At 71.7% G+C, this 12,061-nt stretch carries 15 protein-coding genes; 12 read left to right on the top strand and 3 right to left on the bottom strand.

Going from position 1 to position 12,061, the window contains the following annotated elements:
• Nucleotides 1–229 precede the first annotated feature (229 nt).
• Nucleotides 230–1,327 carry a hypothetical protein gene (locus ABD191_RS08430; RefSeq protein WP_344078661.1) on the bottom strand — a complete coding sequence of 366 codons (1,098 nt, stop codon included), beginning with the start codon at nucleotides 1,325–1,327 and terminating at the stop codon, nucleotides 230–232.
• 301 nt (nucleotides 1,328–1,628) lie between these two features.
• Here ABD191_RS08430 and ABD191_RS08425 point away from each other — a divergent pair, with 301 nt between their 5' ends.
• Nucleotides 1,629–3,263, top strand: coding sequence for a DUF885 domain-containing protein (locus ABD191_RS08425; protein WP_344078659.1), 1,635 nt, complete (start codon nucleotides 1,629–1,631; stop codon nucleotides 3,261–3,263).
• Here the strand turns inward: ABD191_RS08425 and ABD191_RS08420 are convergent.
• Complete coding sequence (locus ABD191_RS08420; RefSeq protein WP_344078658.1) at nucleotides 3,244–4,101, bottom strand: NUDIX domain-containing protein; 858 nt, start codon at nucleotides 4,099–4,101, stop codon at nucleotides 3,244–3,246. The two genes, ABD191_RS08425 and ABD191_RS08420, sit on opposite strands and share 20 nt — an antisense overlap.
• A 218-nt stretch (nucleotides 4,102–4,319) precedes the next feature.
• Between ABD191_RS08420 and eno the strand changes: the two genes are divergently transcribed.
• The 3 genes from eno (at nucleotide 4,320) to ABD191_RS08405 (ending at nucleotide 6,977) form a co-directional block, all read left to right on the top strand.
• Entirely contained in the window at nucleotides 4,320–5,603 is a 1,284-nt protein-coding gene (gene eno / locus ABD191_RS08415) for a phosphopyruvate hydratase (RefSeq protein ID WP_344078656.1), read from the top strand.
• Between the two features lie 185 nt (nucleotides 5,604–5,788).
• Nucleotides 5,789–6,385 (top strand): FtsB family cell division protein, encoded by a 597-nt coding sequence (locus ABD191_RS08410; protein ID WP_344078654.1) that lies wholly within the window; start codon nucleotides 5,789–5,791, stop codon nucleotides 6,383–6,385.
• Between the two features lie 55 nt (nucleotides 6,386–6,440).
• Nucleotides 6,441–6,977 (top strand): DUF501 domain-containing protein, encoded by a 537-nt coding sequence (locus ABD191_RS08405; RefSeq protein WP_344078652.1) that lies wholly within the window; start codon nucleotides 6,441–6,443, stop codon nucleotides 6,975–6,977.
• Between the two features lie 4 nt (nucleotides 6,978–6,981).
• Here ABD191_RS08405 and ABD191_RS08400 read toward each other — a convergent pair whose 3' ends face one another.
• Nucleotides 6,982–7,713, bottom strand: a complete 732-nt coding sequence (locus ABD191_RS08400) for a hypothetical protein (RefSeq protein ID WP_344078650.1) — start codon at nucleotides 7,711–7,713, stop codon at nucleotides 6,982–6,984.
• A gap of 75 nt (nucleotides 7,714–7,788) precedes the next feature.
• Between ABD191_RS08400 and ABD191_RS08395 the strand changes: the two genes are divergently transcribed.
• The 8 genes from ABD191_RS08395 to ABD191_RS08360 all read left to right on the top strand — a co-directional run bounded on the left by ABD191_RS08395 (nucleotide 7,789) and on the right by ABD191_RS08360 (nucleotide 12,014).
• The gene (locus ABD191_RS08395) at nucleotides 7,789–8,286 is read left to right on the top strand and encodes an amino-acid N-acetyltransferase (RefSeq protein WP_344078648.1); all 498 of its coding nucleotides are present in this window, start codon (nucleotides 7,789–7,791) and stop codon (nucleotides 8,284–8,286) included.
• A gap of 45 nt (nucleotides 8,287–8,331) precedes the next feature.
• On the top strand, nucleotides 8,332–9,264 hold the full coding sequence (locus ABD191_RS08390) for a Ppx/GppA phosphatase family protein (protein WP_344078645.1): 933 nt from the start codon (nucleotides 8,332–8,334) through the stop codon (nucleotides 9,262–9,264).
• A gap of 33 nt (nucleotides 9,265–9,297) precedes the next feature.
• Nucleotides 9,298–9,501, top strand: a complete 204-nt coding sequence (locus tag ABD191_RS08385; protein WP_344078644.1) for an Arc family DNA-binding protein — start codon at nucleotides 9,298–9,300, stop codon at nucleotides 9,499–9,501.
• Nucleotides 9,498–9,875, top strand: a complete 378-nt coding sequence (locus ABD191_RS08380) for a type II toxin-antitoxin system death-on-curing family toxin (protein WP_344078642.1) — start codon at nucleotides 9,498–9,500, stop codon at nucleotides 9,873–9,875. Before ABD191_RS08385 ends, ABD191_RS08380 begins: the two co-directional genes overlap by 4 nt.
• Nucleotides 9,876–10,008: 133 nt before the next feature.
• Nucleotides 10,009–10,341: a PadR family transcriptional regulator gene (locus ABD191_RS08375; RefSeq protein WP_344078640.1), complete on the top strand. Its 333-nt coding sequence runs from the start codon at nucleotides 10,009–10,011 to the stop codon at nucleotides 10,339–10,341.
• Complete coding sequence (locus ABD191_RS08370) at nucleotides 10,338–11,231, top strand: HAAS signaling domain-containing protein (RefSeq protein WP_344078638.1); 894 nt, start codon at nucleotides 10,338–10,340, stop codon at nucleotides 11,229–11,231. The genes ABD191_RS08375 and ABD191_RS08370 overlap by 4 nt, the downstream gene beginning before the upstream one ends.
• Before the next feature lie 77 nt (nucleotides 11,232–11,308).
• Nucleotides 11,309–11,740 (top strand): LppU/SCO3897 family protein, encoded by a 432-nt coding sequence (locus ABD191_RS08365; RefSeq protein ID WP_344078636.1) that lies wholly within the window; start codon nucleotides 11,309–11,311, stop codon nucleotides 11,738–11,740.
• A 25-nt stretch (nucleotides 11,741–11,765) separates the two neighbouring features.
• Nucleotides 11,766–12,014 carry a hypothetical protein gene (locus ABD191_RS08360; protein ID WP_344078634.1) on the top strand — a complete coding sequence of 83 codons (249 nt, stop codon included), beginning with the start codon at nucleotides 11,766–11,768 and terminating at the stop codon, nucleotides 12,012–12,014.
• Nucleotides 12,015–12,061 lie beyond the last annotated feature (47 nt).

Below are 12,061 nucleotides of genomic sequence, written 5' to 3'. Positions count from 1 at the left end.
GGCGTGACTTTGGCGGGGTGGGCCGCTGGTTGCCTCGCCATAGGCGTGACTTTGGCAAGGCGGGAGCCACGGCGCGTCGCCTCTGCCCCCTGAGGACGGCCAGGCAGCGCGCGGTGCGTTGGCAGAGGGCGTGTGGCGAAAAGGGGTCGCTATGTCGGACAAAGTCGCCACGGGCGCCGGCGGGTGGAGCCGGAGGCGGCGGCTGGGCGGCTGGTGAGGGCTGAGTGGGCTAGAGGATGTAGCGGGTCTCCGTCTCGCGGAGGTCGGCGCACTCCGCCAGTGGGGCCCAGGCCTCGTAGACGCCACGGTCGACGCACTGGGCACCCAGGTTGGGGATCGTCTGGGCGTCGGGGCGGCACAGGCGTACGCGCAGCCAATCGCCCTCGGCGCGGACGACCGTGCACGCGGTGCCGCGCCAGACGGTCCGGCTGGTGCGGCGGGCGAGGGTTTCCATGCGGAAGTGGGGTGCGCGGCCGCGGGCCAGGACCCGGAACTCGTGCGGCGGGTCGGCCACGGCGTCGTAGAGCTCGCCCTGGTAACGGCCGACCAGGCGGGTGGTGGGGGCGGCCGGGTCCGTGGCCGTCGCGACGTACTCCTGGTCGGGTTGGACGCCGGGGATGCCGGCGAGCAGGCCGCGCCACTGCGGCCCGAACAGGCGCAGCCAGGCGCGCTGCTCGGGCAGGTAGGAGTAGAGAGGCACCTCGGTGCCCTCGGCGGTGTGCGCCACGATGGTGGCGTTCGCGGGCAGCGGCAGGTCGGCGAGGTCGGCGGTGACGAACTCGGGAACCAGGTGGTGGCGGCTCGGCGCGAAGCCGGTGCCCAGCACGGGCGGGCCGACGCGCTCGTGCGGCGGGATGGCGGCGAGACCCGGGTAGGCCGCGAGGTCGTCGACCGGCGTCGTGAACGGGATGTGGTAGTCGATCGGGTCGGTGGCGCGCCAGCGCAGCACGAAGACCACGTCGGTGGTGGTGCCGGGGGCCGGCTGGGTGCCGGTGAGCACGGTCAGCTCGGCGGCCGTACGCAGGTCGGCCAGGTCGGCCGACCGGTAGCAGAAGCCGGAGATGAGCCGTCCGGCGAGGTAGCCGGGCAGCTGCGCCGCCATGAAGATCTTTTTCATCCGGGTGCCGCGCTGCACCGCGGCCGTGCGGCGGACGCTGGTGATGAGGCGGTGGTCGGGATCGCCTCCGGCGACGTGGCGGGGCGCCTGGCTCAGCTCGTGGATGCGGTCCCAGCTCAGTTGACGGGTGACCGGCGCGAGGAGGGGCAGGTCCTCGGTGTTCTCGATGAGGTGCGCCATGCTGCCGTGCGGGGCTGCGGTGTCGCGCATCGTGACCACCATGGCAACGTACCGTCGGTTCGTGACGGCGCGGTTAACCGTTCGTGACGTGCGCGCCACTTCGCGCAACCGGTGGCGAGACCCCCATAAAAGCCACTCGGGGGGCCCGCCCGCGGCGCTCGGGCGAACCCCCCGACCCCTCGGAGGATGGTCTGTGGCTGCTTGCTGGCCAAAGTCTGGGAGCGTTCCCATGGAAGCGCTCCCAGACACGGTAGCACTAAGGAGGCATTGCGTAAACCGTCATCGACCTGCATAGACGCGAATGGTCGGTCCGGCGATGTAGGTTGCGTTGATGGTCCCCGAGTTCCCTGCCCTGGCCACTCGCATCGTGGACGAGGTCCTGGCCTACGACCCCGCGCTTGCCCACGAGGCCGGCGACCACCGGGTGGACGGCGAGTTGCCCGACTGGGGCGCTGAGGCGGTCGCGGCGCGGGTCGGCATGCTGCGCGACGCGGCCGACGCGCTCAGCTCGCTCGACGTCGACGCGCTCGATCTGCCTGAGCAGGTCGACCACGCGCAGCTCACCAACCTGATCGACCGCACCCTCTACGACCTGACCGAGGTGTGCGACCACGAGTGGGATCCGACGGCGCACAACCCCGGCGGGTTGCTGTACGCGCTGCTCACGCGCCCGTTCGCCCCGGCCGATGAGCGGCTGACCAGCCTCGCGTCGCGGCTGCGGCAGGTGCCCGACGCGTTGGCCACGGCCAAGGCCGTGCTCGCCGACTGCCCGCGCGTGCACCTGGAGACGGCCGTCGGCCAGTTCGAGGGGACGGCCGTCCTCGTCCGCGACGAGGTGCCCGGTTTGCTCGCGCAGGCGCCCGCCCTGGCCGCCACGGTCACCCCGGCGGCGCAGGCCGCGGAGGCGGCGCTGCGCGACTTCGCCGACTGGCTGCGCGCCCGCGTCGCCGCCGACACGGGCCGCGACCCGAGGCTCGGCCGGCGCATCTGGGAGGGCAAGCTCTGGCACGCGCTCGACACGGAGATCGGCGCGGCCGCGCTGCTGCGCCGGGCGTACGCCGAACTGGACTCGACCACCGCGGCGCTGAGGCAGGCCGCGGCGGCCTTCACCGGCGGCGACGAGTCCGACGCGACAGTGCGCGACGCCCTCGGCCGGCTCGCCGCCGAGCACCCCTCGGACGCGACGATCGTCGACCTGGCGCGCGACATGTTCGCGGACACCTCGGCGTTCGTGAGCCAGCACGAGCTTGTGTCCCTTGTGGACGACCCATGCGAGATCCTGGAGATGCCGGAGTTCTCGCGGGGCGTCTCGGTGGCCTACTGCGACGCGCCGGGTCCGCTGGAGAGCGCCGGGCTGCCCACGTTCTTCTGCATCGCGCCGACGCCCGCGTCGTGGCCGCCGGAGCGGGTTGCGTCGTTCTACCGCGAATACAACAACCACATGATCCGCAACCTGACGGTGCACGAGGCGATGCCCGGTCACTTCCTGCAGCTGGCGCACGCGCGGGCCTACCGGGGCAGCTCGCCCGTGCGCGCCGCCACGGCGTCCGGGCCGTTCGTGGAGGGCTGGGCCGTGTACGCGGAACAGATGATGGTCGAGTACGGCTATGGCGGCCTGCCCGTGCGGTTGCAGCAGCTCAAGATGCGGCTACGCATGATCATCAACGCGATCCTGGACCAGCTGACCCACTGCGAGGACTTCACCGAGGCCGACGCGATGGCGCTGATGACCGAGCGCGGCTTTCAGGAGGAGGGCGAGGCGGCCGGCAAGTGGCGCCGCGCGCTGCTCACGTCCGCGCAGCTCTCGACGTACTTCGTGGGTTACCTCGAGGTCTCGACGGCCGCGGCGGGGCGTCCGGCGGGCACAGCCGTGCGCGACTGGCACGACGCGATGCTCGCGCACGGCTCGCCGGCCCCGCGGCACCTGCCCGCGCTGCTCGCCAACCTCAGCGAAGCGAGTCGATGACCCGCCGCGCGATCGACTCTGCCGGCGGCAGCTCCCCGGGCAGCTCGTCGAGCGGGAAGAACCGGGCCGCGGAGATCTCCCGGCCGTCGACCGCCGGGGCCGCTTGCGGGTCCGCGCAGCGTGCGGTGAAAACCGTGAGGAGCACGCCCGGCGCGCGCGTGCCCCAGCCCTCGCTGCCGACATAGGTGATCTCGTCGACGTCGAGGCCGACCTCCTCGGCGACCTCTCGGCGCGCGGTGTCCTCCAGGTTCTCGGCCGGATCGAGGTACCCGCCCACGAGCGCCCAGAAGTCGCGGTGGCCGTACGTGTGACGGGCCAGCAGCAGCTCGCGGCGGCCGTCGGCGCCGGCGCGCCAGACGGCGACCAGGGCGACCGTGATCGGCGCCGGCCACTCGAACCGGCCGCAGGCCGGGCACGTGCGGGCCGGCTGGCCGGCCACGTCGACCATCCGGGTGGCGCAGACACCGCAGAACACCCGGCCGCGCCGGAAGTGGGCCACCTGCAGGGCGCGCGCGACGAGCTGGGTCACGGCCTGGTCAGGGTGGGTGGTGAAGTACGTCCACGGCCGGATCGTCATGGCCTGCGGGTCGGGCCGCTCGCCGGCCGCGCCGGTGAGATCGACCAGCCAGACCGGCCGCCCGTCCACGCTGCCCAGCGGGACCGGCTCGGCGCCGTCCGGCAGAGTCCCGAGTCGCGGGAGGCCGTCCGACGAGGGGCACTTCTCCGGACGGTCCGCGACAGCATCCGTCATGACGTCCGCACCGACCACGAACACGGCCAGGTCGTCGGGTTCCGGGGGACGGGGGGCGCGCACCGCCGGGATATAGCTGACCGTCACGAGATACCACCGTAGGGTAATGAGAAGGGGTCGGCGACCGGCATCGTAGCCCACGATCGTGTGCGGGGGTCGAGCCTCGCGCGACCGGTCCGTGACGGCCTCGATAGGCTGCCATGACGAAGACTTCGGCCTCAGCGGCGCGGCCATTGCCTATCGCCGCGCCCGCGGCGCGGCCCCACGACTCAGCCGCACCTTCGCACATGAGGAGTTATCGAACAGTGGCCACCATCGAGGGAATCATCGCCCGCGAGATCCTGGACTCGCGCGGCAACCCGACCGTCGAGGTCGAGATCGGTCTCGACGACGGCACCATCGCCCGGGCGGCCGTGCCGTCCGGCGCCTCCACCGGCGCGTTCGAGGCGCTCGAGCTTCGCGACGGGGACACCAAGCGCTACCTCGGCAAGGGTGTGCAGACCGCCGTCGAGAACATCACCGAGAAGATCGCGCCCGAGCTCGTCGGGTACGAGGCGTCCGACCAGCGCGCCATCGACCAGCGCATGCTGGACCTCGACGGTACGCCCGACAAGTCGAGCCTCGGCGCCAACGCCATCCTCGGCGTCTCCCTGGCCGTCGCGAAGGCCGCGGCCGACTCGTCCGAGCTGAGCCTCTTCCGGTACCTGGGCGGCCCGAACGCGCACCTGCTGCCCGTACCGATGATGAACATCCTCAACGGTGGGGCCCACGCGGACTCCAACGTGGACGTCCAGGAGTTCATGGTCGCCCCGATCGGCGCCCCGTCGTTCAAGGAGGCGCTGCGCTCGGGCGCCGAGGTCTACCACGCGCTCAAGAGCGTCCTCAAGAAGAAGGGCCTGGCCACCGGCCTGGGCGACGAGGGCGGCTTCGCCCCCAGCCTGCCGAGCAACGCCTCCGCCCTCGACCTGATCGCCGAGGCCGTGCAGGCCGCCGGCTACTCGCTCGGCACGGACATCGTGCTCGCGCTCGACGTGGCCGCCACCGAGTTCTACAAGGACGGCTCGTACGTCTTCGAGGGCGCGAACAAGTCGGCCGACGAGATGATCGCCTACTACGGCAAGCTCGCCACGGACTACCCGATCGTGTCGATCGAGGACCCGCTGTCCGAGGAGGACTGGTCGGGTTGGGCCGCGATGACGACGGCGCTCGGCGGCAAGATCCAGATCGTCGGCGACGACCTCTTCGTCACCAACCCGGAGCGCATCGCGCGCGGCATCGAGCTGTCCGCCGCCAACGCGGTGCTCGTCAAGGTGAACCAGATCGGCTCGCTCACGGAGACGTTCGATGCCGTGGAGCTGGCCCACCGCAACGGGTTCAAGACGATGATGAGCCACCGGTCCGGCGAGACCGAGGACACCACGATCGCCGACCTCGCGGTCGCCGTGGGCTCGGGCCAGATCAAGACCGGCGCCCCGGCCCGTTCGGAGCGCGTGGCCAAGTACAACCAGCTCCTGCGCATCGAGGACGAGCTGGACGACGCGGCGCGCTACGCCGGCAAGGCCGCCTTCCCGAGGTACGGTAAGGCCTAGTTGACGTCGCTGGCCTTCCAACGGGAGGCGTGCGATGGACCTCCGCGCTCAACGCCGGCCGTTCGTGCCGGTCACCCTCTCGCGATGGCGGTGGGTGGCCGGCACGCCGGTCGGCCCGCGCCGAGGTCTCCGGCCGGCCCGCGTTGAGGCCCACCGGGCACACGAAGAGAGCGGGGTGACGGGCGATGGCGCAGCGGCGGATGCCGGGTGGCCAGCGCCCGGGCGGTCACGCCCCGAGCGGTCGTCGTGGCGCCCGACGTGGCGGAATCGGCCCGGGAGGCGCCACACGCGGCCCCTCGGCCACCTCATCGCGGGTCGGCACCCCGGGGCGCGGCGGCGAGCGGGCACCCGCGCACAACCGGGCCCGGCGCGTCGTCAGCGACGGCATCCGGCGCATGGGCGTCCGGCCCCGCCGGCTGGGCGGGCGGGCCACCGTCCTCGCGCTGGTGCTCATCGCGCTCGCCCTCGCGTACGCGTACCCGGTGCGGGTCTACCTGGCCCAGCAGGCCGAGATCGAGCGCATGCAGCAGGCGCAGGAGGCCCAGCGCAAGCGCATCGCCGACCTTTCCGAGCAGCTCGCCAAGTGGGAGGACGACGAGTACGTCCGGACGCAGGCGCGCCGCCGGCTGCACTACGTGAAGCCGGGCGAGGTGGCGTACGTGATCGTCGAGGCGCCGCAGTCGGCGGTCGCCAACGACGAGGCGAAGGCGAAGGACTCGGGCCCCTGGTTCGACCAGCTGTGGTCCACGATCCAGGCGGCGGACGGTGCCCCGACCGGTTGAGGTGACAACCCGGGAGCGCGCGTTACCGGCGCCGGAGCGCAGCGGAGGTGACGGAATGAGCGACATCGCGGCGTTGGTGGGTCCCCCCACGCACGAGCCGGCGACCGAGGACGACCTGGCCGTGGTGGGCGCCCAGTTGGGGCGCACCCCGCGCGGCACGCGGGCCGTGGCCCACCGGTGCCCGTGCGGGCTGCCCGACGTGGTCGAGACGACGCCCCGCCTGCCCGACGGCACCCCGTTCCCCACGCTGTACTACCTGACGTGCCCGCGCGCCACGGCCGCGGTGAGCACCCTCGAATCGGCCGGCGTCATGAAGGAGATGGCCGCGCGGTTGGCGGAGGACCCGGCCCTGGCCGCCCGCTACCGGGAGGCGCACGAGCGCTACCTGGCCCGCCGCGAGGAGATCGGGCACGTCGAGGAGATCGCCGGGGTGTCGGCGGGTGGCATGCCCACCCGGGTGAAGTGCCTGCACGTGCACCTGGGTCACGCGCTGGCCGCCGGCCCGGGGGTGAACCCGCTCGGGGACGAGACGCTGGAACTGTGCGGACCGTGGTGGGCGGCCGGACCGTGCGTCGCGCCCCCGGGCGAATGAGCGCTCACCCCGTCGGTGTGGCGACCGTATCGACGATCCTGGCGCCCTTGGGCAGCTCGAACAGCTTCGGGTCGGCCTTCGTCGAGTAGCTCGTCATCTCGACCTTCGCCGCCTCCCCGTTCTGCAGCGTGCCCGCGAACGAGGCGAGCACCCCGTTGTCGGTGATGCAGACGGAGAAGTCGCGCAGGCCGTCGGTCGTACCGGCGTCCGCGGCCGCCTCCAGGCCGGTCACGTTCGCGCACAGGACGTCCTGTTCGGCGATCGTCTTCTCCGACTTCGACACGGTCACGCCCGGCACCACGCTCGCCGCCAGGACGAGCCCGAGCGCCAGTTCCGGGCTGACGAACGTGCCACCGGCCGCGCCCGCGAGCGCCGACCCGTCCGCACCGGCGGTGGCCGTGCTCGGCGACCGGGTGCAGGTCGTCCCGCCGTCCTTCACGTCGCAGACGTATGTGGCGTCGGCGAGTGACAGATACCTGCCCTCCTTGCCCAGAAAGACCGTGTTGGGCGGCTGCTGGGCCATGGTCAGGTGGGCGACGTCCTCGCCCTGCCCGGCAAGGTCGTACTTCGCGGTGTAGGTCAGGTTCTGTGCCTTGCCGAGGCGGTCGGCGAAGTCGCCCAGCGTGGCGACGTTGTCGACGAGGTCCTTGGCCTGGTTGATGACGCCGCAGCCCAGGGCGACGACGAGCGTCGCCGCGCCGGCGACCACGACGGGAAGGCGATGTGTCCGGGTCATGCCCGACGAATGTGTCGTCGATCAACCGTCGCGGCCACACTCTGTCGTGGCCCGGACAACGTCTAGGCTCGTCGGGTGTCCGTCACTGTTCGCCGCGCCCGCACCGCCGACGTCCGCGAGATCCGTCGCCTGATCGACGTCTACGCGGACGACCGACGCGTGCTCAGCAAGCCGACCGTGGCGCTCTACGAGGACGTCACGGACTTCTGGGTGGCCGAGCTCGACGGGAAGGTCGTCGGGTGTGGCGCGGTCCACGTGCTCTGGGAGGACCTCGCCGAGTTCCGCACGGTCGCGGTGGACCCCGACCGGCGCGGCCAGCGCATCGGCCACGAGATCATGGAGGCGTTGCTGGCCGAGGCCCGCGTCCTCGGCGTGCGCCGGGTGTTCGTCCTCACCTTCGAGACCCGGTTCTTCGGCTCGTTCGGGTTCCGGCCGATCGACGGCACCCCCGTCCCGCCCGACGTCTACGAACAACTTCTTCGCTCGTACGACGAGGGCGTCGCGGAGTTCCTGGGCCTGGAGCGGGTGAAGCCCAACACCCTGGGCAACACCCGCATGCTCCTGCACCTGTGAGCAGGGCGCTTCGGGCCTGGTGAGGGCGGAGTTAGGGTGAACGGCGTGACGAGGGTTGCGGCGATCGACTGTGGGACGAACTCCATCCGGCTGCTCGTGGCCGACCTGCCGGAGCGGGATGACGCGCCGCTGACCGACCTGGTGCGGCGGATGGAGATCGTGCGCCTCGGCCAGGGGGTCGACCGCACGGGGCGGCTCGCGCCCGCGGCGATCGAGCGGACCCGCGTCGTCCTCGCCGACTACACGGCCGTGATCCGCGACCTCGGGGCGACCCGCACGCGCATGGTCGCGACGAGCGCCACCCGCGACGCGGAGAACGCCGCCGAGTTCCGCGACATGGTCGTCGCCACCCTCGGGGTGGCGCCGGACGTGGCGACCGGCGAGGAGGAGGCGACGCTGTCGTACAGCGGCGCCGTGCGCGGGCTGCCGCGCTCCGCCGAGTCGCCGTACCTCGTCGTCGACATCGGGGGCGGGTCGACGGAGTTCATCGTCGGCGACGCGGCCGTGGACCGGGCGGTCAGCATCGACATCGGGTGTGTGCGGATGACCGAGCGCCATCTGCACGGCGATCCGCCGAGTGCCGCCGAGGTGGCCGCCGCCGAGACGGATATCGCCGCCACCGTGGCGGGGGCGCTTGACGCGGTCGGTGCCGCGCGTGCGCGTACCCTCGTGGGTGTCGCGGGCTCGGTCACGACGGTGGCCGCGCTGGCCCTCGGCCTGGACGGTTACCAGCCCGAACGCATCCACCACGCGCGGCTGTCCTACGACGAGGTGGCGAAGGTCTGCGCGGACCTGCTCGCGATGACGCGGGAGCAGCGGCTCGCGCTGCCGGGCATGCACCCGGGCCGGGCCGACGTCATCGGCGCGGGCGCGTTGGTGCTGCGGGTGCTCATGGAGCGCGCCGGGGCGGACGCCGTGATCGCCTCCGAGCACGACATCCTCGACGGCATCGCCTGGAGTTTGGCCAAGATCGTCTAATCGTGCCTGGCTGGGCTCGGTATCATGGTTCGCATGGTCACTACGGTCAATCTGCCCGACGGACTGCTTGAACGGCTCACCGATCTCGCGTCGCAGGAGCATCGGTCGGTAGACGCGGCCATCGTCGAAGCGATCGAGGAGTATGTCTCCGCACGCAGCCGCCGGTCCCGGGTGCGCGACCTCGCGGGGGAGGTCGCCGAACGGGACGCCGAGTTGCTGCGGCGATTGGCACAGTGATCAATTATCTCGAGGCCGACGACCTCATGTTGATCGCTGAGGTTGTTCTGGGTGAGGCGCCACAGATCCGTGATCCTGGTCTGCTCTCATCGGCCGCCGCACGTCCTGCGACCGTGGTCTTCGGTCAGGAGGCCTATCCCGAGCTTTGGCTCAAAGCCGCCGCGTTGCTCCACTCGGTATGCATGAACCACGCGCTGATTGATGGCAACAAGCGACTTGCCTGGGCGGCCACTCGTGTTTTTCTGGGCCTCAACGGGGTGCCGGTCCAGGACGTTGACGTGGACCAGGCCGAGGCCTTCGTGATGTCGGTGGCGAGCGGCACATTGACCGAGGTCTCCGACATGGCCAGGGAACTCCGCAAGCTGTACGTCTGACCGATCGGCGCCGTCTGTCGCAGGTGCCGGACGGCATCGCCTGGTCGCTCATGAGGTAGTCGTGTCAACTCATAGGTCCTCTGTGGATGTTCGCCGTTGACGGTACTTCGCATCGCAGAGTACTGTGCACAGCGTGGATACCACCCAGCTTCTCAAGGGCGTCCTAGATCTCGCGGTCCTCGCCGTGCTGCGCGACGAGGACGGCTACGGCTACGACATCCTCCGCCGCCTGCGCGGCAGCGGGCTGGAGGAGGTGGGCGACGCGTCCGTCTACGGCACGCTGCGCCGCCTCTTCCAGGCCGGCTACCTCACGACGTACGTGGTGCCCTCCGAGGAGGGTCCGCACCGCAAGTACTACGCGCTCAACGCCGCCGGCCGCACCCAGCTCGCCACCTCGGGCAAGGTCTGGCGGTCCTTCGCCACCACCATGGACACCATCCTCGCCGAACGGGGGGCCCGGGCATGAGCACCGTCACGAGTCCGGAGGTCAGCGGCTACCTCCAGCGCGTCCGCGCCGCCCTCGCGGACCTGCCCACCGAGACCCGCGAGGAGCTGCTCGAGGACGAGCCCGCGCACCTCGCGGAGGTGCTCGCCGAGAGCGGCGCCGACCTTGAGCACCGGCTCGGACCACCCGAGAGCTACGCGGCGGAACTGCGCGCCGCCGCCGGACTCCCGGCCGCCACGGGGGCGGCGCGTAAGCCGGCCACCGAAGTCATGCGCAACCTGCGGGCGTACGCGGAGCGCGCCGACCGGGCGGGCGGCCGGCTGCTCGGCTACCCACGCGTCGCCGACCTGTTCGACCTCCTGCGGCCCGGCTGGTGGGTGCTGCGCGGCTATCTGGTCGGGCTGCTGATCCTCGTGGCGGCCCGCGACGAGTACTTCGCGCGGCTGCTGCCGGTGAGCATGGACCCGGAGGACGCGCTGATCTGGCTGCTGCTCGTCGGGGTCTGCGTGATCGTGTCCGTGCGCCTCGGCAGGGCCACTCCCGGCCTGCCCCGCTGGGGCCGGTTCACCGTGCACGGCGCCGGGGTGCTCATCGTTGCGCTGGCGCTCGCCAACCTGGCCCCGCGCGCCTTCCAGTACGAGAACGGCGGGACGGTCTACTACGACCCGTTCAGCGGCGTCACCGACGTCTACCCGTACGACGTGAACAACAACCCGCTCGACGGCGTGCGGCTCTACGACCAGAACGGCAACCCGATCCAGATCGGTGACTACGACCGTTGTCACGACTACACGCAACCCATGGACGCGGACATGTACCGCTATCCGCTGTGCCCGCCGGTGCAGTGGCAGCCGGGCGGGGGCGCGACCGAAGCGCCCTCAGCCAGTCCGGGGCCCACCGCGACGCCGTAAGCCGCCGGCCGGATGGTGCGTGTCGCCCGCGCCCGCTAGCGTGAACGCGCTGCCGGACCGTGGGAAGGAACGCGCTCGTGTCCAACGACAACCCCGTCGACGAAGAGGTCGGCACCGCCGGCGAGGAGGGCACCGGCCCGGCCGAGAAGCCACGGTCAAAGCGCCTGTTGTGGCTGCTCGGCGGCGGTGCCGTGGTGGTCGTGCTCCTCGTCGGGTTGGCGTACGGGTGGCTCAGTTCCAAGGACGACGCCACCAACGCGGAGCCCGGCGACTGCCTGACGGCGCTGGGCGGCACGGAGGTGATCGACATCCGGGACACGAAGGTCGACTGCGGCGACTCCGCTGCCGCGTACAAGGTCCTGGGCATTGTCGAGAACGTGACGCTCGCCCAGGCCACCGGCACCACGTGCGCGCAGTGGACCGCGACGACCGTGCCGATCTGGATCTCCGGCGGCGAGGAGCGGAACGCACCCGGCAAGGTGGTTTGCCTCCAGGCGATCACCAGATAGACATGGACAGCTGAAGGGAGACGTGGTGTCGGAGCAGAGTCATGGCGGCCATGAGCAGCCAGGCGTCAGCGGCGTCGGTGGCGGTGGCAGCGACGGGTTCGGCGGCGGTGGTGACGCCGGCATCGGAGGGGCGGGCGGCGACACCAACGGCGCCAACCCGACCCCCGCGGCGTCCGGCCGGTCGGGCTGCGGGGCGACCGCGGTGATCGGTCTCGTGGGCCTCGGCGCGGCGGTGAGCGGCGCCGTCGCGGCAGCGGTGAACCTCTTCGCCTAAGACGCGCGTCACGGAGCCCGCGCCTACTTCACGCGGGCTCCGTGACA

Origin of the sequence: Luedemannella helvata (assembly GCF_039528415.1) — a bacterium.
In the GTDB taxonomy this organism is placed as follows: domain Bacteria; phylum Actinomycetota; class Actinomycetes; order Mycobacteriales; family Micromonosporaceae; genus Luedemannella; species Luedemannella helvata.
This window is presented reverse-complemented; position numbering and strand designations above follow the sequence as displayed.